At 60.8% G+C, this 20,366-nt stretch carries 21 protein-coding genes; 8 read left to right on the forward strand and 13 right to left on the reverse strand.

The annotated features are described in order from the left end of the window. Positions 1–137: 137 nt before the first annotated feature. The 7 genes from hpxK to hpxU form a co-directional block, all read right to left on the reverse strand. The gene (gene hpxK / locus OQV00_RS16985; protein ID WP_064359823.1) at positions 138–1,400 is read right to left on the reverse strand and encodes an allantoate amidohydrolase; all 1,263 of its coding nucleotides are present in this window, start codon (positions 1,398–1,400) and stop codon (positions 138–140) included. After that, positions 1,397–2,638, reverse strand: coding sequence for a pyridoxal-phosphate-dependent aminotransferase family protein (locus tag OQV00_RS16990; protein WP_015584685.1), 1,242 nt, complete (start codon positions 2,636–2,638; stop codon positions 1,397–1,399). Before OQV00_RS16990 ends, hpxK begins: the two co-directional genes overlap by 4 nt. Positions 2,639–2,653: 15 nt before the next feature. After that, positions 2,654–3,391, reverse strand: a complete 738-nt coding sequence (locus OQV00_RS16995; RefSeq protein WP_004860340.1) for an amino acid ABC transporter ATP-binding protein — start codon at positions 3,389–3,391, stop codon at positions 2,654–2,656. Continuing rightward, on the reverse strand, positions 3,372–4,028 hold the full coding sequence (locus OQV00_RS17000) for an amino acid ABC transporter permease (protein ID WP_015584686.1): 657 nt from the start codon (positions 4,026–4,028) through the stop codon (positions 3,372–3,374). The genes OQV00_RS16995 and OQV00_RS17000 overlap by 20 nt, the downstream gene beginning before the upstream one ends. Next, positions 4,028–4,693: an amino acid ABC transporter permease gene (locus OQV00_RS17005; protein WP_004860336.1), complete on the reverse strand. Its 666-nt coding sequence runs from the start codon at positions 4,691–4,693 to the stop codon at positions 4,028–4,030. The genes OQV00_RS17000 and OQV00_RS17005 overlap by 1 nt, the downstream gene beginning before the upstream one ends. Before the next feature lie 9 nt (positions 4,694–4,702). Continuing rightward, complete coding sequence (locus tag OQV00_RS17010; protein ID WP_004860334.1) at positions 4,703–5,488, reverse strand: transporter substrate-binding domain-containing protein; 786 nt, start codon at positions 5,486–5,488, stop codon at positions 4,703–4,705. A 213-nt stretch (positions 5,489–5,701) separates the two neighbouring features. Further along, positions 5,702–6,541, reverse strand: coding sequence for a MurR/RpiR family transcriptional regulator HpxU (gene hpxU, locus OQV00_RS17015; RefSeq protein ID WP_004860331.1), 840 nt, complete (start codon positions 6,539–6,541; stop codon positions 5,702–5,704). A gap of 165 nt (positions 6,542–6,706) precedes the next feature. Here hpxU and hpxW point away from each other — a divergent pair, with 165 nt between their 5' ends. From hpxW to hpxZ, 4 genes are read left to right on the forward strand one after another with little or no spacing between them, the layout of a single operon-like run. Beyond that, the gene (gene hpxW, locus OQV00_RS17020; protein WP_004860329.1) at positions 6,707–8,290 is read left to right on the forward strand and encodes an oxamate amidohydrolase; all 1,584 of its coding nucleotides are present in this window, start codon (positions 6,707–6,709) and stop codon (positions 8,288–8,290) included. A 9-nt stretch (positions 8,291–8,299) separates the two neighbouring features. After that, positions 8,300–8,488, forward strand: a complete 189-nt coding sequence (hpxX, locus tag OQV00_RS17025) for an oxalurate catabolism protein HpxX (protein WP_004860327.1) — start codon at positions 8,300–8,302, stop codon at positions 8,486–8,488. After that, the gene (locus OQV00_RS17030) at positions 8,485–9,882 is read left to right on the forward strand and encodes an AtzE family amidohydrolase (RefSeq protein WP_220667728.1); all 1,398 of its coding nucleotides are present in this window, start codon (positions 8,485–8,487) and stop codon (positions 9,880–9,882) included. Before hpxX ends, OQV00_RS17030 begins: the two co-directional genes overlap by 4 nt. Next, entirely contained in the window at positions 9,879–10,265 is a 387-nt protein-coding gene (gene hpxZ / locus OQV00_RS17035) for an oxalurate catabolism protein HpxZ (protein WP_071359281.1), read from the forward strand. Before OQV00_RS17030 ends, hpxZ begins: the two co-directional genes overlap by 4 nt. A gap of 34 nt (positions 10,266–10,299) precedes the next feature. On the opposite strand, the gene puuE is transcribed toward hpxZ, so the two are convergent. The 3 genes from puuE to OQV00_RS17050 are packed head-to-tail and all read right to left on the reverse strand — an operon-like array spanning position 10,300 to position 12,708. Beyond that, positions 10,300–11,232 (reverse strand): allantoinase PuuE, encoded by a 933-nt coding sequence (gene puuE, locus OQV00_RS17040; RefSeq protein ID WP_004860320.1) that lies wholly within the window; start codon positions 11,230–11,232, stop codon positions 10,300–10,302. A 10-nt stretch (positions 11,233–11,242) separates the two neighbouring features. Further along, a complete protein-coding gene (gene hpxA / locus OQV00_RS17045) occupies positions 11,243–11,992 on the reverse strand; it encodes an allantoin racemase (protein ID WP_004860317.1) in 750 nt (249 codons plus the stop codon). Next, on the reverse strand, positions 11,992–12,708 hold the full coding sequence (locus OQV00_RS17050) for a GntR family transcriptional regulator (protein ID WP_015584690.1): 717 nt from the start codon (positions 12,706–12,708) through the stop codon (positions 11,992–11,994). The genes hpxA and OQV00_RS17050 overlap by 1 nt, the downstream gene beginning before the upstream one ends. A gap of 145 nt (positions 12,709–12,853) precedes the next feature. On the opposite strand from OQV00_RS17050, the gene OQV00_RS17055 reads away from it, so the two are divergent. Together OQV00_RS17055 and guaD are read left to right on the forward strand one after the other, a co-directional pair. Beyond that, positions 12,854–14,347, forward strand: a complete 1,494-nt coding sequence (locus tag OQV00_RS17055; RefSeq protein WP_004860313.1) for an NCS1 family nucleobase:cation symporter-1 — start codon at positions 12,854–12,856, stop codon at positions 14,345–14,347. A 109-nt stretch (positions 14,348–14,456) separates the two neighbouring features. Continuing rightward, positions 14,457–15,773: a guanine deaminase gene (gene guaD / locus OQV00_RS17060; protein WP_004860311.1), complete on the forward strand. Its 1,317-nt coding sequence runs from the start codon at positions 14,457–14,459 to the stop codon at positions 15,771–15,773. A 33-nt stretch (positions 15,774–15,806) separates the two neighbouring features. On the opposite strand, the gene uraH is transcribed toward guaD, so the two are convergent. Beyond that, positions 15,807–16,133 (reverse strand): hydroxyisourate hydrolase, encoded by a 327-nt coding sequence (gene uraH / locus OQV00_RS17065; RefSeq protein ID WP_004860309.1) that lies wholly within the window; start codon positions 16,131–16,133, stop codon positions 15,807–15,809. Further along, positions 16,130–16,630 carry a 2-oxo-4-hydroxy-4-carboxy-5-ureidoimidazoline decarboxylase gene (gene uraD / locus OQV00_RS17070; protein ID WP_004860307.1) on the reverse strand — a complete coding sequence of 167 codons (501 nt, stop codon included), beginning with the start codon at positions 16,628–16,630 and terminating at the stop codon, positions 16,130–16,132. Before uraD ends, uraH begins: the two co-directional genes overlap by 4 nt. 498 nt (positions 16,631–17,128) lie before the next feature. Here uraD and hpxO point away from each other — a divergent pair, with 498 nt between their 5' ends. Then, the gene (hpxO, locus tag OQV00_RS17075; RefSeq protein WP_004860305.1) at positions 17,129–18,283 is read left to right on the forward strand and encodes an FAD-dependent urate hydroxylase HpxO; all 1,155 of its coding nucleotides are present in this window, start codon (positions 17,129–17,131) and stop codon (positions 18,281–18,283) included. On the opposite strand, the gene hpxR is transcribed toward hpxO, so the two are convergent. After that, a complete protein-coding gene (hpxR, locus tag OQV00_RS17080; RefSeq protein WP_004860304.1) occupies positions 18,280–19,197 on the reverse strand; it encodes a LysR family hpxDE operon transcriptional regulator HpxR in 918 nt (305 codons plus the stop codon). The genes hpxO and hpxR overlap by 4 nt on opposite strands. A gap of 126 nt (positions 19,198–19,323) precedes the next feature. Between hpxR and hpxD the strand changes: the two genes are divergently transcribed. Further along, positions 19,324–20,361: a molybdenum cofactor-independent xanthine hydroxylase subunit HpxD gene (hpxD, locus tag OQV00_RS17085; RefSeq protein WP_004860301.1), complete on the forward strand. Its 1,038-nt coding sequence runs from the start codon at positions 19,324–19,326 to the stop codon at positions 20,359–20,361. Positions 20,362–20,366: the final 5 nt, after the last annotated feature.

Below are 20,366 nucleotides of genomic sequence, written 5' to 3' on the forward strand. Positions count from 1 at the left end.
CATCACCCGCACATTTAGCACTTTGTGCTACTTTCGCGTAAAAATAGCCCTTCACTGCGGTCAATCTGCCGCCGGTCAGCGGCCTCCAGCGCGGCGCCGGCGCAGAAGAAGCCGCGAGTGCGACCGCGCGGGACGACTTATGCGTTTTCGGCCAGCGCCCAGGTCGCGCGGCGAAACGCGGCAATAGCCAACGCCACATCCTGCCGGGTCACGGACTCCGCCGGGTGGTGGCTGACGCCGCCTTTGCAGCGCACAAACAGCATACCTACCGGCCAACGTTCGGCGATGGCGATCGCATCGTGCCCGGCGCCGCTCGGCAGGGACAGCGAGCGCCCCTGAACCTCGTTGACGGCTTGCGTCAACACCGCCTGTAGCCGCCGATCGCAGGCGGTCGCGGCGATGTGGTAGAACGCTTCGGCGGCAAAGTGCAGATGGCGACGAGCGGCTATCGCCTGCGCGGCATCCAGCAACGTGGCGAGCAGCGCGTCGAGCGGACCATCCTGCGGGCCGCGAATATCCAGCGTCAGCGCCACCTCGCCGGGAATGACGTTAACCGCGCCCGGGGCGCAGCGCAGCGTCCCCACCGTAGCCACCAGGTTTCCCCCGTGCTGCCGGGTTGTCGTCTCAATGAGGACCATCCATTCGGCGGCGGCGGCCAGCGCATCCCGACGCTGACTCATCGGAACCGTTCCGGCATGGCCCGCTTCGCCGGTAAAACGGCAGTTCAGGCGGCGGGCACCGTTGATCGCCTCCACCACCCCGAGCGCCAGCCCCGCTTGCTCAAGGCACGGCCCCTGCTCAATGTGCAGCTCCAGATAACCAGCGATATCCGCCGTCGGACGCGCGGCCAGACTGACTCGCGCAGGATCAAGCCCGACCTGCACCATCGCCTGCGCCACGCTGATCCCCTGGGCATCGGTCTGCGTCAGCCAGCTCTCTGGCCAGGTTCCCGTCAGGCCGCGGCTGCCCAGCAACGTGATGCCAAAACGGGTCCCTTCTTCATCGCAGAAACCCACAATCTCTATCGCTTTCGCCAGGCGACGCCCCTGCTGATGCAGGTTTTCCACCACGTCAATCGCCGTGAGCACCCCCAGCATGCCGTCGTAGCGCCCGGCATTGCGTACCGTATCCAGATGCGACCCCAGCAGAATTGCCGGCGCCCCCTCCTGCTCGCCTTCATAGCGCCCGCAAATGTTCCCGACGCTATCCTGCCAGACGGTCATCCCCGCCTGCGTCATCCAGCGCGCCACCTGCTGATTGGCCTGCAAATGCTGCGGCGAGAGATACACCCGGGTCAGTCCTTCTGCCGTTTCGCTGATCGCGGCCAGCTCATCGGCGCGGGCCATCACCCGCTCCGCGGCCGCCATCATCTCCGCCTGCTGGCGTGTTGATTGATTCATCGCGCACTCTCGCTGCAATAGTGATCCCACGCCGCCTGCATCGCCGCGCCCTGGGTGGTAGAGAATTTCAGGTAATTCAGTACCGACTCCAGAGCGCTGAGCGTGGTCAGCACGCAATCTTTCCGCGCGTTATAGCCCATAGTGCCGATGCGCCACACTTTGCCATGCAGCGGGCCAAAGGAGGTGCCGATCTCAATGCCGAAATCTTCCAGCATCAGTTTCCGTACCTGGTCACCGTTGATGCCCTGCGGAATCATAACGCCGAGCACGTTGTTCATCTTATGTTGCAGGTCGCCAAAGGTCTCCAGCCCCATCGCCTGAATGCCTTTGAGCAGCGCATCGCCATGCAGCTTATGCCGGGCGATCCCCTGTTCCAGCCCCTCCTGCAGGATCAGGCGCGCGCATTCGCGGGCGCCAAACAGCGCCGATGTAGCTTCGGTGTGGTGATTCAGGCGCTCCGGCCCCCAGTAGTCCATCACCATGCCGAGGTCGAAGTAGTTGGAGTAAACCATCTCATCCACACCATCAAGGTGGGCGTCGGTACGAATGCCCTCCTCCACGCATTTGCGGCGGCGAATCACCTCCTCCATGCGCGCGCTGAGGGTAATCGGCGAGGTTCCGGACGGGCCGCCGAGGCATTTCTGCATGCCTGCCGACACCGCATCCAGCCCCCAGGCATCGGTCTCCAGGGCGTTGCCGGCCAGCGAGGCGGTCGCGTCGGTGTAAAACAGCACCTCGTGACGGCGACAGATATCGCCCAGCTCCGCCAGCGGCTGGAGCATGGTGGTCGAGGTGTCGCCCTGCACGGTCAGCAGCAGGCGCGGACGCACGCGTTTGATGGCGTCTTCAATCCGATCGGGAGTGAAGACTTCGCCCCACGGTACCTCGATGGTGTGAACCTCGGCACGACAGCGGCGGGCGATTTCGCACAGCAGATGGCCGAAGCGGCCAAATACCGGCACCAGCACCTTATCGCCAGGGCGAATAGCCGATACCAGAATCGCTTCGATTCCCGCGCGCGAGGTGCCGTCCACCAGCATCGTCCAACGGTTTTCGGTACGGAACACCCCGCGATACAGCGCCATGACCTCATTCATATAGTGGGTCATCGCCGGATCGTACTGACCAATCAGCTGACTCGACATGGCGCGCAGCACGCGCGGGTCGGCGTTAATCGGCCCCGGTCCCATCAGCAGGCGCGGCGGCGGGTTGAGTTGCGAAAATTGAGCGATATCCATTTTAGAGTCCTTTGATTAATTCAGGCCGCGAACGGAGGAGATAAACTGCTTCAGTTCATTGGTCTGCGGGTTGGCAAACAGCGTTTTACTGTCACCCTGTTCCCAGACCCGTCCCTGATGCATAAACACCACCCGATCGCCCACTTCACGGGCAAAATTCATTTCATGGGTGACGAGAATCAGCGTCATTCCCTCAGCAGCCAGCTGCTCAAGAACCTTGAGCACTTCACCCACCAGTTCAGGATCCAGCGCCGAGGTAATCTCGTCACACAGTAACACCTTTGGCGACATCGCCAGCGCGCGGGCAATCGCCACCCGCTGCTGCTGGCCGCCGGAGAGACTGGAAGGATAATAGTCCAGCCGATCGCCAAGACCGACCTTCTCCAGCATTCGCTGCGCCAGCTCACGACATTCGGCGGCGCTTTTTTTCAGCACCCGTCGCGGCGCCAGCATGACGTTTTCCAGCGCGGTCATGTGCGGAAACAGGTTAAAGTTCTGGAACACCATCCCGACGGAACGGCTGATCTCGCGGGCCTGCGAATCGCGGTCGGTGATGGTCATGCCGCCCAGTTTGATGCTGCCATCCTGATAACCTTCCAGCCCGTTGATGCAGCGCAGCAGCGTGCTTTTCCCCGAGCCGCTACGGCCAATAATGGAAATCACCTCGCCCATCTCGATGTCCAGATCGACACCTTTCAGCACGTGGTTGTCGCCGTAGTACTTCTGCATCTGATTAATGGTGATGAGAGGCATTGAATTTATTCTCCAGATAGCGGCTGTAGCGGGACAGCGGGTAGCACAGAATGAAGTAGCCCAGCGCCACCAGCGCAAAGACTTTAAACGGCTGATAGGTGACGTTGGTCAGCATCGTGCCGGCCTTGGTCAGCTCGACGAAGCCGATAATCGATGCCAGCGCGGTGCCTTTCACCACCTGCACCGCAAACCCCACGGTGGGCGCAATGGCGATACGCAGCGCCTGCGGCGCAATGACGCGAAACAGCGTCTGGGCGAAACTGAGGCCCAGACAGCGCGAAGCTTCCCACTGCCCTTTCGGCAACGCGCGGATGCTGCCAAACCAGATATCAAGTAAAAAGGCGCTGGTGTAGAAGGTCAGCGCCATCGACGCAGCGGTCCACGGCGAAACATCGATGCCGAACAGCGCCACGCCGAAAAAGGCCAGAAACAGCTGCATCAGCAGCGGCGTCCCCTGAAACAGTTCGATATAGCCGCGAATCAGACGTCTGACCTGGCGTCCGCCGGTCAGGCGCAGCAGTAGCAGCGGCAACGTCACCAGCGCGCCGCCGATAAAGGCCACCAGCGACAGCAGCACCGTCCAGCGGCCGGCCAGCAGCAGATTGCGAATAATGTCCCAGTCGGTAAAGGTGACCATCATGCCTGCACCCCCAGCCATTTTCGCCCTGCCGCCATCAGCAGCTGACGCAGCGTTATCGATAACACTAAGTAGATCCCCGTCGTCACCAGATAGACCTCGAAGCTCAGAAACGTCCGCGACTGGATCAGGTTGGCGGCAAAGGTCAGCTCTTCATAAGAGACCTGAGAAACCACCGACGATCCCAACATCACGATAATGCACTGACTGACCAGCGCCGGATAAATCCGCTGTAGCGCCGGCGGTAATACCACCCGGATAAAGGTCTGCGTGCGGCTCAGCCCCAGCACGCGCCCGGCCTCCCACTGCCCTTTTGGCGTCACCTGGATCCCGGCGCGGACAATCTCGGTACTGTAGGCGCCAAGGTTGACCACCATCGCCAGCAGCGCGGCTTCACCCGCCGTCATCTTGAGCCCGAGGTTAGGCAGCCCAAAGACGATAAAAAACAGCTGGACCACGAACGGCGTGTTGCGAATCAGCTCCACATAGCCGCCCCAAATCCGACTCAACCACGATGGCCGCCCGCTGCGAATGGCGGCCCCCAAAATGCCGATAGCCAGGCCGCCGATCGTGGCCATGACCGTCAGTTGAATAGTCACCCACAGCCCGGCCAGCAGCTCCGGCCAGTGCGGCCAGAGCGCAGAAAAATGAAGTTGTTCCGTCATTCACTGACCTTATGCGGAAAAGTCGGCGGGCAACGGCGCTTTCAGCCACTGCTGCGATAACGCGTTGAGGGTACCGTCTTTGATGCCTTGCTCAATCAGCGCATCCACTTTGGCTTTCAGCGCCGGTTCATTCTTTTTCAGACCAATCACGCACGGCGAATCTTTCAGCATAAAACTCGGTACCGGCGCTTTCGCCGGATTCTGGCGGGCGATCGCCGCTACCACCAGGTTCCCGGTCGCCACGTACTGTACCTGGCCGGAGAGATAAGCCGACAGCGTGGTGTTGTTGTCTTCGTAGCGTTTAATCTGCGCCTCTTTTGGCGCGATACCGGTCAGCACCATATCTTCCACCGCACCGCGGGTCACGCCGATAGTTTTCCCGCTCAGCGCCGCCGCCTCTTTGATCTCCGCCCCTTTCGGGCCAAACACGCCGAGGAAGAACGGCGCATAGGCGCGGCTGAAATCAATCACCTTCTCGCGCTCGGCATTCTTACCGAGGCTGGAGATCACCAGGTCAACTTTATCGGTTTGCAGATAAGGTACCCGGTTGGCGCTGGTGACCGGCACCAGCTGCAGCTTGAGCTTCATCTGACTGGCAAGGTAACGCGCCATATCGATGTCATAGCCCTGCGGCTGGAGATCGGTTCCCACCGAACCGAACGGCGGGAAATCCTGCGGTACCGCAATGCGAATCACGCCGCGCTTTTCAATATCCTGCAGCTGGTCGGCTTTTGCCGCTGTGATTTGCGTGAACAGACAAGCGGCCCCGGCCAGTGCGATCAGCAGTTTTTTCATGATGTTTACCCGTTACGTTAGTATGAAACAAAAGATTCTTTAAATAAACTTCTGCAACTAATGTGCCAGATACAAAAAATGAGAGGGCCACGCCAGAAAGCGCAAGAAAAGAGAGAATAAACAGGATATAGCGGAAAGAAGTGGGAAAACGGAGCTCATTTCCCCACTATTTTATTGCACTACAAAAGAGCAAAGCACCAGCCTGAGGCCCCATTATCGTTGCTCAAGCTCGTCCAGCTGCTGATAGAGGGTGGCTATATCGTGGATGCGCGGACGGCCTTTATCGAGAATTTCATGTAAAAACGCATTCGCCAGCAGGTTGATCAAGCTGTTTACCGAGCTGTAGCTGTCATAGGCCGAGACGCTATCCAGGGGGGCGCACAGCTGCCAGCGGGACAGCGGAAACAGGCTGTATGCCTGCGGTTCGCAAATCAGCAGTACCGGAATACCGCGCAGCTGGAGCTGCTGCAACAGCGGGCGAATGATGCGCGGACGGCGGCGAAAAGCCATAACCACCACCAGATCGTCCGCCGTCAGATCCACCAGCTCTTCGCTTAAACTCTGCCCCGGCTGCGGCAGCACCTGTACCTGCCCTCGCGCCTGCAGCAGCTGCTGGCGCAGGTGCAGCGCCACCGGCCAGGAGTTGCGCATTCCGATGATCGCAATGCGCCGGGCATCGACCATCCCGCTAATCGCATCGGCAAACTGCTGCGCGTCGAGCGCATTGACCCACTGCGTCAGATTCGCCATTTCCTGTTTATAGTGCCGCGCCAGCAGCGTGTTCCCCTGCACCGCATCGCGATGATCGGTCAGCGGCATTCCGCTCTGGCGTAACGTGCGCAGCTCATCGCGCATATCCTTATATTTTTCGTAGCCCAGCCGCTTAAACAGACGGCTCACCGTGGCTTTTGACACCCCGCTCAGCTGCGCCAGCTCGGCGCTGTTATAGCTAATCAGGTCGTCGAAGTGATCGAAAATAAAATCCGCCACCCGCTGTTCCTGAGGCGACAATGAGGCATATTGCCCTTTCAAGCGTTCATCCAGTTGTTCCATACGGCCTCTGTAACTTTTGTTTCATCAAACTATACATGATGTGAGCCCTTTCATAATGCATGCCAGTTTAAGAAAAAGGTCCGTCCCCTGACGAATGAAACTTTACGCTCAAAGTGGAACAGCTTTTGCAGCGTTGGCATCACGTTTGGATCATGAGGACAACCCATGCAGAGTAATGTATCCGCCCACGGGATGGCGGTCGCCCCGCACCATCTGGCCAGCCAAAGCGCGGTTGCCGTGCTGCGCGAAGGCGGCAGCGCGATAGAAGCCATGGTCGCCGCGGCGGCCACCATTGCGGTGGTTTACCCACATATGAACGGCCTGGGCGGCGATGGCTTCTGGCTTATCGTCCCGCCGGAGGGCGAACCGATAGCCATTGACGCCAGCGGCGCGGCGGGGTCGCTGGCCACCCCGGAAGCCTACGCCGGGCTGGCGCAAATTCCGCACCGCGGGCCGCAAGCGGCGCTGACCGTCGCCGGGACCGTCAGCGGCTGGGATGAAGCGCTCAAGATCTCGCAGACGCTGACCGGAAAAGCGCTGCCGCTGGCGCGTCTGCTGGAGGATGCGATTCGCTATGCCGCTGACGGCACGCCGGTGACGGCGTCCCAGTCCAGCGCCAGCGCCGGAAAACTCGCCGAACTCCGCGACCTGCCGGGGTTCGCCGAGACCTTTCTGGTCAACGGCCAACCGCCGGTCGCCGGCAGTCGGTTTCGCCAGCCCGCGCTGGCATCAACGCTTAAGCAGCTGGTCGACGATGGCCTCGACAGTTTTTATCGCGGCCCGCTGGCCCGCCGTCTGGCTGCGGGGATGGCGGCCTGCGGCCTGCCCGTCACCCTTGCAGACCTCCAGCAGCATCGCGCCCGTCGCCCTGCGCCGCTGAAGCTTCAGCACCAGCACGGCGAATTGTGGAATCTGGCGCCGCCCACGCAGGGACTGGTCTCGCTGGCGATCCTCGGGATTACCGACCGGCTGGCGATGCACGATGCCGATGACGCGCAGACCGTGCACCGTATCGTTGAGGCCACCAAGCAGGCTTTTGGCCTGCGCGATGCCCACATTACCGACCCCCGTCATCTCGACGTGGATATTCAAAGCCTGCTCGACCCGCAGGCGCTCCAGCAGCTGGCCGAAAACATCGACGATCGGCAGGCCGCCCCCTGGGGAGCGGGAAAAGGCCCCGGCGACACCGTCTGGATGGGGGTGATAGACAGCAGCGGGCTGGCGGTATCCTTTATTCAAAGTCTTTATCATGAATTTGGCAGCGGTGTCGTCCTGCCGGATAGCGGGATCGTCTGGCAAAACCGCGGCGCCTCGTTCAGTCTCGACCCCGCGCATCTGCTGGCGCTGGCGCCAGGCAAACAGCCGTTTCATACCCTCAACCCCGCCGCCGCGCGCCTTAACGATGGCCGGGTCATGGTATATGGGTCAATGGGTGGGGATGGCCAACCGCAAACTCAGGCGGCCATTTTCACCCGCTACATTCTGCAGGGCATCCCGCTGCAGGAGAGTATTTCGCGCCCGCGCTGGCTGCTGGGCCGGACCTGGGGACAAACCTCAGATTCACTGAAGCTGGAAGGTCGCTTCCCGCCGGATAGCATCGCCCGTCTACGGGCGCTGGGTCATGACGTGGAGGTGCTGGCCGATTATAGCGAAGCCATGGGCCACGCCGGCGCCATCGTCCGCCATCCCAACGGCCTGTTTGAAGGGGCCTCCGATCCACGCAGCAACGGCTCCGCCGCCGGTTATTAGGAGACCAACATGACGCATAGCGTAAACGACTGGCGCGCTTATCTGGCGCAAATGGAACACCTGCTGGCGCTGGAACTGGACGACACCCGCCGCGGCGAGCTTCAGCTACAGTTCGCCCGCATTGCCGCCATGGCTGAGCCGCTGATGGCCTTTCCCCTCGATGAACGCCTGGAGATTGCCGGAGTGTACAAAGCATGACGCTGACTGAGATGACGATTGCTGATATTCAGCGCGCGCTGGCCGAGGGTGAGCTGAGCGCCAGAGAAATTGCCCGCCGCACCCTGGACGACATGGCGCAGATTAACCCGCAGATTAATGCCTGGACGCAGATCACCGAACGCCGGATGCTCGCCGAAGCCGACCAGATTGATGCGCTGCGTCGAACCCGTCAGCCGTTACCGGCGCTGGCGGGGGTCCCCTACGCGGTAAAAAATCTGTTCGACGTTGCCGGGGAAACCACCCTCGCCGGCGCACAGCTGTTCAGCGACCGCCCGCCTGCCGTCAATGACGGCTGGGCGGTACGGCAGATCTGCGCGGCAGGCGGCCTGCTTAGCGGAATGGTCAATATGGATGCCTACGCCTACGGGTTCACCACCGAAAACAGCCACTATGGCGCCACCCATAATCCGCACGATCTGCAGCGAATTGCCGGCGGCTCTTCCGGCGGTTCGGCAGCGGCGGTTGCCGCCGGGCTGGTTCACTTCTCTCTGGGAAGCGATACCAACGGCTCAATCCGCGTCCCGGCCTCCCTGTGCGGCATTTTTGGTCTGAAACCGACGTTTGGCCGCCTGTCGCGTGCGGGCAGCCATCCGTTCGTCGCCAGCCTCGATCACATTGGCCCGTTTGCCCGCTGCGTCGACGATCTGGCGGCGGTGTACGATGCCTTACAGGGGCACGACCCCGATGATGATGCCCAGGCGGACGAAGCCGTTGCCCCCACTCGCCAGCGGCTGGAACGCGGGGCGGAGGATCTGCGCTGCGGAGTGCTGGGCGGCTATTTCAGCGACTGGTGCGATAGCGACGCCCGTGCCGCCGTGGCACGCGTGGCGCAGGCCCTTGAGGCCCGCGAAGAGCATGTTTTCCCCGAGGCGGAGCTTGCCCGTTCGGCGGCGTTTATCATCAGCGCCTCCGAAGGGGGCAATCACTATCTGCCGGCGCTGCGGCGTGAACCGGCTCGCTTTGAACCGAACTCGCGGGAGCGTCTGCTGGCCGGGGCGATGATTCCTTCGGCCTGGTATCTTCAGGCGCAGCGTTTTCGGCGCCATGCCCGGGAGGCGATAAAATCGCTGTTTCACCACGTCGATGTACTCATCGCCCCGGCGACGCCGTGCAGCGCCACCCTTATCGGCCAACCGACGATGACGATCAACGGCGAGATGCTGCCCGTTCGCGCCAGTATGGGCATGCTCACTCAGCCCATCTCGTTCCTTGGCCTGCCGGTGGTGACGGTCCCGTTGCGCACCGCGTCCAACCGCCCCATTGGCGTGCAGCTGATTGCCGCGCCGTTTAATGAACTGGCCTGTCTGCGCGCCGCGCGCGCGCTGGAACACGCGGGCATCAGCGAGGCCCGCCCTGCGGAGAGAGCACGATGATCAATCAGGATAATATTAACCGGCCGCGCGTTCTGGCCGAGGTAACGGCCGCCTTTTACCGCTACGAAGAGGCGCTGGTCAGCAACAACATTGCGGTGCTGGATGAGCTCTTCTGGCACGATAAACGGACGGTGCGCCTGGGCGCCGGCGAGAACCTCTACGGTATCGATGAAATTCGCGCCTTTCGCGCCGCCCGTCCGGCGGCGGGATTACAGCGCGAATTACGCCACACCGAGATCGTCACCTTCGGCGAGGATTACGCGGTGTGCAGCACCGAGTTTACCCGCGCCGGCAGCGATCGCATCGGCCGCCAGCAGCAAACCTGGGTCCGCTTTCCTTTTGGCTGGCGGATTGTTGCCGCGCAGGTCAGCCTGATGAGCTAGCCCGGCGCTGAGCCGGGCTAGCCGGGAACGACAGCTATTCCCGGTACGGATGGACTTCGCGCCAGTGCGTGGCGATCTGCTGGCGCGTACAGACCCACACCCGCTCGTGCTGCTGGACATAATCGAGGAAACGCTGCAGGGCGCGGAAGCGCCCCGGCCGGCCAAGCAGGCGACAGTGCATACCGATAGACATCATCTTCGGCGCATCTTCCCCTTCTTCATACAGCACATCAAAACTATCTTTAAGGTAGGTATAAAACTGCTCAGCGGTATTGAACCCCTGCGCGGTGGCAAAGCGCATGTCGTTGGCGTCGAGGGTATAGGGGACGATCAGATGCGGCTTGCGCGAACCGTCGCCGCACGGCACCTCGGTCCAGAAAGGTAAATCATCGCCATAGTAGTCGCTGTCATACTCGAAACCGCCGTGTTCCACCACCAGCCGCCGCGTATTGGGACTGTCCCGCCCGGTGTACCAGCCGGTTGGCGGCTTGCCGAACAGGTCGGTTAAGACGTGCACTGCCTTGTGCAGATGCTCGCGCTCCATGTCGCTATCCATATGCTGATAGTGGATCCAACGCCAGCCGTGGCTAACCACGTCGTAGTCGGCGGCTTTAATCGCCGCGACGATATCGGGGTGACGCGCGAGGGCCATCGCCACGCCGAACACCGTCAGCGGCAGCCCGCGCCGGCTGAACTCCTGATGAATGCGCCAGAACCCGGCGCGGCTGCCGTACTCATACAGCGAGTCCATCGACATGTGCCGGTCCGGGTAGCTGGCGGCGCCGATAATATCGGAGAGAAACTGCTCGGAACCGGCGTCGCCATGCAGAACATGGTTTTCCGCCCCCTCTTCATAATTGAGGACAAACTGCACGGCAATGCGCGCCTGATTCGGCCACTGCGCGTGCGGCGGTTGACCGGCGTATCCTCGCAGGTCGCGAGGGTAATTCTGTGCTGCTGACGTCATCTCCCACCCCTTAAATTGAAAATGTATTGAATGCCTGAAATTTACCGCTCAGGGTTTTGGCTTCCGGGAACGCCAGGTCCCCGCGTTTGCTGGTCGACAGCCCCAGCGCCACCAGCGACTCCACCATCTTTACCGCTGCGCTGACGCCATCAATGACCGGCGCCTGCAGTTCGCGGGTCAGCTCCTGGGCCAGGGTCGCCATTCCGCCGCAGCCCAGCACGATGGCGCCACAGCCATCCTCTTTTAATGCCTGGATACAGCGCGCGCGCACCTTCTCCTGCGCCACGCCGCTGCCGTCTTCCAGCGCCAGCACCGGCAGATCGATGGCGTGTAGCCCGGAACAGTGGTCGTAAAAGCCATACTGGTGCAGCAGATGGCGGGCGATGATCAGCGTACGCGGCAGCGTGGTCACAATGGAAAAGCGCGTGGCTACCAGCGTGGCCATATGCATCGCCGCTTCGGCAATGCCGATCACCGGCCCCTGCGCCAGTTCGCGGGCCGCCAGCAATCCCGGATCGCCGAAACAGGCGATGACGTGGCCCGAAACGCCCTGCTGGCGGCCGGCCTGAATCTGCTCCAGCACGCCGACGGCGGCGATGGCTTCATCAAAATGGCCTTCAATGGACGGCACCCCTTCCCGTGAAGAGACCGCCATAATCTCGGTCCCCGGCGCCGCCGCCATGCGGGCGGCGGTCGCGATGGTGTCGGTCATCCCGGCGTTGGTGTTGGGATTAATCACTTGTATACAAATAGCGGCCATCAGGACTCCTTGTCGCCGGCAAAGAGCCGGGCAAAATCAGGCAGGCATTCACCAGCCCGCTCAAAGCAGAGGCTGGCAACAATATGTTCAAAATGGTGCGTTAACGCCGCGCTGAGGGGCGGCAGCGCTTTTTGCCGCAGCAGCTGGACAAGCTGCTGGTGATCGTCGCAGCGACAGCCCTGACGCCACGGCGCCCCCCATGCCGCAATCACTAATGAAGAGCGCTGACTCAGGCGGGTCACCATTTCGGTGAGGACCTGATTGCCGGAAATGGCCTGCAGCTGAATATGAAATTCGGCGGAAAAGCGAATCGCCGCCGGGCCATCACCGGTTTCATGCGCCTGCTGCTCCTGGCGAATAATCGCCTCCAGCGCCGCCAGGTGCGGTGGCTGGCAGCGGGCGATGACATCGGGCAGGTTCGCCACCTCCAGCAGCGCGCGGGTGCGGAAGATCTCCCGCGCCTCTTCCACCGTCGGGCTGGCGACCTGTGCACCACGTTTGGGCGCTAATGTCACCATTTGCACAGCATTGAGTCGTTGCAGCACCTTGCGGATCCCGGTCCGACTCACGCCGAACACTTCGGCCAGCGCCTCCTCCGGCAACCTGCTGCCCGGCAGGAGCTGATGTTCGACGATGGCGGTCATCAGGGCCTGATAGATGGATTCATCCTTGTCATGCGGCGCTGCCGCGGCCTGCTGACGGTTTTCATTACGCATTCACCCACTCCGGATTTTACTTTTCGATAGCCAATCGTATACATAAAATAAATTTCTTGTATACAAGATTAACGATTCTGGCCTGAATCCTGCAACAGCCTCAACCAGTAACGTAAAAGGGTTTTCATTCAGAGGAGCAGGTTTCATGCCAAACAGACAACATACCCATCAGGTTAAGGCCGCTGACTCCACCGTCGGCTACAGCCCACGGCTGTGTAATGAGGATCTGGCGCCGACGCGCGACCAGAACTGGAGCTGGTACAACATCTTTTCTTTCTGGATGTCCGACGTCCATAGCATGGGAGGCTACGTGGTCGCGGCGAGCTTCTTCACGCTCGGGCTGGCCAGCTGGCAGGTCCTTCTCTGCCTGCTGGTGGGAATTTGTATCGTCCAGCTGTGCGCCAACCTGGTGGCGAAGCCGAGCCAGATGGCGGGGGTACCCTATGCGGTCATCTGTCGTCAGGCATTTGGCGTCTTTGGCGCCAATATCCCGGCGGTGATCCGCGGTCTTATCGCCTTCGCCTGGTACGGCATTCAGACCTATCTGGCGGCCAACGCGCTGATGCTGGTGCTGCTCAAGTTCTGGCCTTCGCTGGCGACATTAACCGCAGCCTCCTTCCTTGGCCTGTCGCACCTCGGATGGCTCTGTTTCGCCACCATGTGGCTACTGCAGGCGATGGTTTTCTGGCACGGGATGAGCGCCATTAAGCGCTTTATTGATATCGCCGGGCCGGCGGTCTACGTGGTGATGCTGGCGCTGGCGGGCTGGATTGTATACAAAACCGGCTTTGACGGTATTTCCTTTACTCTGGCCAGCAAATCGCTGACCGCCGGCGAGCAGACCTGGCAGATGATCACCGCCACCGCGCTGGTGGTCTCCTACTTCTCCGGCCCGCTGCTGAACTTCGGCGACTTCTCGCGCTACGGCAAAAGCATGGGGGAAATCCGCCGCGGTAATCGCTGGGGTCTGCCGTTTAACTTCCTGCTGTTTTCGATCGTTACCGTGGTGATTGTCTCCGGCACCCAGTCGCTGTTCGGCCGGATGATCACCGACCCGATTGAAACCGTCAGCCGCGTGGGGAACGACCTGGCGGTCGCCATTGGTCTGCTGACGATGATTACGGCCACCATCGGTATCAATATTGTCGCCAACTTTGTCTCACCGGCGTTTGACTTCTCCAACTGCTCACCGCAGAAAATCAGCTTCCGTACCGGCGGTATGATCGCCGCGGTCGGCTCCATTGTGCTCACGCCGTGGAACCTGTTTAACTCACCGGAGCTGATTCACTATACGCTGGATGTTCTGGGCGCCTTTATCGGCCCGCTGTTTGGTATTCTGATTGTCGACTTCTACCTGATTAAGCGCGGCCAGGTGTCCGTCGACGACTTGTTTGATGCCACGCCGCAGGGTCAGTACTGGTATCGCAACGGCTTTAACCCGAAAGCCATTGCGGCGTTGATCCCATCGGTGGCGATCGGTCTGGTGATTAGCTTTATTCCGGCCCTGCATGAAGTGGCGAACTTTAGCTGGTTTATCGGCGTCTTCCTGAGCGGCGCGGCCTATCGCTGGATCGCCCGCGACGATCGCGCCCCCGCCGCATCGCGCTTGACCTCCCGCCCGCTTACCCAGAAAGAGTAGCCCGCTCCCTTTTGCCGCGGCGCTGCGCCGCGGTATCTCCCGTCCGGCAAACTGGCATTAATTTTGCTCAATACCCCTGCCCCTGTCTGGAACAAAGAAGGTTGTCCTGATGATTGAATACCACACCGCCGTTCGCGGCGCTTTTTTCGATATCGCCCGCATCGCCGACAGCGCCGACGATATCGCTCGCCATGCGCGCTACCTTGATGATGGCGTGCTGTTTATCCAGCAGGGAAAAATTCAGGCGCTGCTGCCGTGGCAAGAGGGCGAACGGTACCTGCATCCGCAAACAGGCTATCTCGATCTGCGCGGGCAGCTGTTGCTCCCCGGTTTTGTCGATGCGCACGTGCATTATCCGCAAACTGAGATGATTGGCGCCTTCGGCGAGCAGCTGCTGGAGTGGCTGACCACCTACACCTTTCCGGTGGAGAGTCAGTTTTGTGATGAAGAGTATGCCGCAGAGATCGCGCAGTTCTTTATCAACCAGCTGCTGAGCCACGGCACCACCACCGCGCTGGTGTTTTGTACCCTGCATCCCGAATCGGTCGATGCGCTGTTTACCGAAGCCCTGCGGCTGAATATGCGCCTGCTCGCCGGTAAAGTGATGATGGACCGCCACACTCCGGACTATCTGAGTGAAACGGCGGAGCAGAGCTACCGGCAGACCCGGGAGCTCATTCAGCGCTGGCACCATCAGGGCCGCCTCGGCTACGCCATCACGCCGCGTTTTGCCCCTACGTCGACGCCAGAGCTGCTGACGGCGGTTCAACGCCTGCGGGAAGAGTTCCCGGATACCTGGCTGCATACCCATTTGAGCGAAAACCTCAATGAGATTGCGTGGGTGAAAAGCCTGTGGCCGGAGCATGAGCACTATCTTGATGTGTATCACCACTACCGCTTAACCGGCGAACGCAGCGTATTTGCCCACGGAATTCATCTCGCCGATGCGGAGTGGCGATGCCTGCACGAAACCGGCTCGGCGCTCGCCTTCTGCCCGACCTCAAACCTGTTTCTCGGCAGCGGTCTGTTCCGCTTGCCCACCAGCTGGCAGCAGAAGGTGCGTATTGGCATCGGCAGCGACGTCGGCGCGGGGACGACCTTCAGTATGCTACGCACTCTGGGTGAAGCCTATAAAGTGGCACAGCTGCAAAGCTATCGTCTGCGTGCCAGCGAAGCGTTTTACCATGCTACGCTGGGAGGAGCCCGCGCGCTGTGTCTCGATGAGAGGATTGGCAACTTCCAGCCGGGAAAAGAGGCCGACTTTGTCGCCATCACGCCAGGGGTGACGCCGCTGCAGCGGCTGCGCCTCTCCCGCTGTCAGGATATTTACGAACAGCTGTTTGTCCTGATGACGCTGGGCGACGAACGCAATATTCACCAGACCTGGGTCAACGGCGAGTGCGTCTGGCAGAGAGAGGCGGAATAAGCAAGCCCGGCCAGCCGCCGGGCGTCGGTGCGCTCAGCTTCCGCGATAGGTTGACCAGCCCCCCGGGGCAATCAAGAACGGCAGATGGAAATGCTCATCCGCCTCCTCGGCAATCGCAAAATCAATCTGCGCGCACAGATACAGCGTCTCGAGGCCGCCGCGTGTGAACCAGTCGCCCGTCTCCGCCACCAGCCGGTAGCGACCGGCGGTTAGCTTGCCCGGCGCCAGCGACGCGATACGCCCCTTTTCATCCGTGATGCCGCTGGCGATAGATTGCCCTCCCCGCAGCAGATTGACCGCCACTCCCTGTGCAGGCTTACCGGTGGAAATATCCAGAATATGGGTACTTAACGTATTCATTCGCCAATGACTCCCGTTAGTCGTAATAAGGTAATTTCACGGAGCTGTGCCAGCGCGGACGCAACCTCTTGCGCCGCGTTGTGGGTCAGTCGTTGCCCCAGCGCCTGCAGTATCTCCTCCCCGCTGCGGCCCGTGGCGCGAATCAGGAATACCCGGCCAAAGCGCGCTTCGTAGCGGGCGTTCCCCTCCGTTAACGCCTGGATGAGCGACGCGTCACGATCGTTGACCGCCGCCTGTTCCTGCCGCGACAGCGCGGCATGCCCGTGCCGGGCGGCGGGTTTTTCGCCAATGCGCGGATGCGCGCTCAGCGCCAGATCCAGTTCCGGTTCGCCCCACGCCAGCGACGTCTGCCGCGCCACGGCGTGCAGCGTCGCAAGGTCCGGATATGGCCGGGCCTGCACCAGCGCCGTCACCCAGCTATCAATCGCCACGCACGGTTCCAGCAGACGCGCGGCCTCGTCGGGAGGCAGTTGGTTAAAGTGAGTCAGCGGGATCATTGTCGCTCCTTGCCGCCGCCCCGCGTTGTCCGCGTGATATCGCCCGGCGCAGGGTCGTCGCCAGCCGTTGACCGCGCCGACAGGATCCAGCGCCATTGCCCATTGTCCCGGCCGTAAACTGACCGCGGTTCTTGTTTTGCAACATTATCATTCCCCTGTTTCACATCAACGTTGTCTGCACAGTGCACAAAGCAGGCCAGAGTGGCACCGCGGATCTCTCATCAGTTGCAGAGTTCAATAACCTATTGTTTATTAATGATAATTATCCTATGACACCGTTGCTTGTCCGCTCATCAGGGGGGCGCCATTCATGAAACTTTCGATTCCGTCATCACCATTAAGAAATTTTTAGTTCATAAAATGGCAGTTGCCACCCTCCAACGCACCAGATGAGTGCGAAACCTTGCCGTGCTGTCGCCGCAAGGCCGATTTTGGTGCTTTGCGCAAGCTGGTACGCAAATTGCTCACCTCCTGATGACGCAATATAAGGAGAACAGCATGAAAGCATTAGTGATTGGTGCCGGCATCGGCGGTCTGAGCGCGGCGGTGGCCTTGAAGAATGCGGGAATCACCTGCGAGGTGTTTGAGGCGGTGAAAGAGATAAAACCGGTCGGCGCGGCGATCTCCATCTGGCCAAACGGCGTGAAGTGCATGAAAAACCTCGGCATGGGCGAGATCATCGAAACCTACGGCGGCCCGATGCACTTTTTAGCCTATAAAGAGTATCAGGGCGGAGAAACCCTGACCCGGTTTAGCCTTGCCCCGCTGGTTGAACGCACCGGCGGCCGCCCCTGCCCCGTGTCACGTAGCGAACTACAAAGGGAGATGCTCGATTTTTGGGGACGCGAGGCGGTGCAGTTTGGTAAACGGGTGACCCGTGCGGAAGAAAACGCCGACGGCGTGACCGTCTGGTTTAGCGACGGGACCACGGCCCACGGTGATTTTCTGATCGCCGCCGACGGCAGCCACTCGGCGCTGCGCCCCTATGTACTTGGTCATAAGCCCGAACGCCGCTATGCGGGTTACGTCAACTGGAATGGACTGGTGGATATCGATGAGAGCATTGCCCCGGCGGATCAGTGGACCACCTTCGTTGGTGAAGGCAAGCGCGTCTCGCTGATGCCGGTGGCGCATGGCCGTTTCTATTTCTTCTTTGATGTTCCGCTGCCCGCCGGTCTGGCCGAAGATCGGCACACTTTGCGCGACGATCTCAGCCGCTACTTCAGCGGCTGGGCGCCAGCGGTACAAAAACTGATTGCCGCTCTGGATCCGCAGACGACCAACCGCGTTGAAATCCATGACATTGAGCCCTTCGATACCCTGGTGCGCGGCAAGGTCGCGCTGCTCGGCGACGCCGGACACAGCACGACCCCGGACATCGGACAGGGCGGCTGCGCGGCAATGGAGGATGCGGTGGTGCTGGGCAATATTTTCCTGGAAAATCGCGAGATTGTTTCCGCGCTGCGGCAGTACGAAGCGCTGCGCTGCGCGCGCGTGCGCGACCTGATACTCAAGGCGCGCAAGCGCTGCGACATCACGCACGGGAAAGATATGGCTCTGACCCAGGCGTGGTATCAGGAGCTCAAGGAGGAGACCGGAGAGCGAATTATCAATGGCCTGTGTGAAACCATCCAGGGCGGCCCGCTGGGCTAACCTCCGCCAACGGTTTGCATCTCCTCCATCACCGCCGTCAATTTTTGAATCGCCATTTGCGCCGGGCGAGATAGCTGGCGCGATGGCGCCGTACACAGCGCCAGCGTCAGCGGCCGCAGCAGCTTATTGCGCAGCGGAACAAACGCCAGCTGGCCGCTTTTCACGTCATCCAGAACATCCAGCAGGCTCAGAACGGTCACGCCGCTGCCCTTCAGCACCAGCGATTTAATCAGCCGGATATCGTTGCAGCTGATGCTGTTGGCCGGGCTAAAATCATAATGGCGATAGAGCATGCCGACACGGTCGTGCACAATCAGCGGAGCGCCAGGGACGATATGGCGCTGCTGGCTGAGCTCCCCCAGCGAGAGCGTAGCCGCATCCGCCAGGGGATTATCCGGACGCATGACCACCCCCATTTCCAGTTCAACAAACGCCAGTACGCTCAGCCCCGCCTGGCCTTCCGGGTCAAGAATCAGGCCGAAATCAAGATCGGCCTGACGGACTTTTTCACTGACCGTATGGCTGTCGGCCACCTGCAAAACCAGCTCCAGCCAGTCCCAGGTGCCGATGATATCGGCCAGCGCCGCGGCAAAGCTCCCCTCCGCCAGCGCCTGCACCATCCCCACGCTGACCGTTCCACGCTTCAGCCCCTGCAGCTCATCAAACTTTTGCCGGGTCAGGCGAAACTCTTTTTGCCAGCGCAGCAGATTGTCATACAGCAGCTCGCCGGCGGCCGTCATCCGCAGACCTTCCGGTAGACGTTCGAACAGCGGCGTACCAAATGCCTCTTCGGCCTGCAGGATCTGGCGATTGATCGCCGAAGCCGAAATATGCAGCTTTTCAGCGGCGCGACGCAGGCTGCCGCTGCGGGCGACTTCAGCAAAATAGAGCGCAAAACGCGAAAACGGACTCATGCCAACCCTGTCCTCTTTTTTGCAACGGGTGAGTGAAATAATGCTGATGGATGTCAACACCCTAATATGACAACAATAAACTCACAACAATTAAACAAATGTATTCTGTGAGCAGGAAGGAAAATCATGAACAGAGCCGCGCCAACGCCCCCCGCCCATTGCACTTTCGATCCTGAAGACTGGCTACGCCTGGCCCGCTGCTGGCATCCGGTCGCCCGCGCCGAAGATATTGGCGCCGCGCCGGTGAAAGCAGTGTTGCTGGATGAACAGCTGGTTATCTATCGCGTTAAGGGGCAGGTCGTGGTTGCGCGCGACGTCTGCCCGCACCGCGGCGTGCCGCTGACGCTGGGCTTCCATGATGGAGAAGGGATCGTTTGTCCCTATCACGGCCTGCGCTTCGGGGAGGATGGCCTCTGCAACCGCATTCCCTCAAGCCCCGATCGTCCGGTGCCGGCGAAGCTTAATCTCACCTGCTACGCGGTCGAAGAGCGCTACGGGCTGATCTGGACCTGCCTGGCTTTCGACGCGGAAAACCCAATGCCGTTACCCACCCTTCCCCACTGGGACGATGAGGGCTTCCAGCAGATTAACTGCCCCGGATTTGAGGTCAATGGCTTTGCCGGCCGCCAGGTCGAGGGATTTCTCGATGTTGCCCACTTCGCCTGGATCCATACCGACACCTTTGCGGATCCCGATAATCAGCTGGTTCCCGACTATATCCCGCAGGAGACCCCCTTTGGCTTCACCGCCGATTACTGGAGTTCGGTCGGCAATTACCCGGCCAGTTCTGAATTTCGGGCCCCGGACGGCTTCCAGTGGCTGCGCCATTTTGAGTTGCACCTGCCCTTCACGGCGACCCTGACCATCCATTTCCCCGGCGAGGCCCGACTGGTGATCATGAATGCCGCCTCACCGGTCTCATCGCGGGTGACCCGAATGTTTGCCCCCATTGCGCGCAATTTTGATCTGCATGTGCCGGTCGAAGAGGTACATGCCTTCAACCTGCGCGTGTTCGAAGAAGACCGTCTGATGGTGGAGACCCAGCGTCCGGAACGACTGCCGCTGGACTTAACGCTTGAGGCGCACATTCCCGCCGATCGCAGTTCAATCGCCTATCGTCGTAGCCTGAAGAAAATGGGCTTTGGTGAGTTTTTCCTGGTGTAAAGGGA

Origin of the sequence: Klebsiella sp. DY2415 (genome assembly GCF_026314315.1) — a bacterium.
In the GTDB taxonomy this organism is placed as follows: Bacteria; Pseudomonadota; Gammaproteobacteria; order Enterobacterales; family Enterobacteriaceae; genus Klebsiella; species Klebsiella ornithinolytica.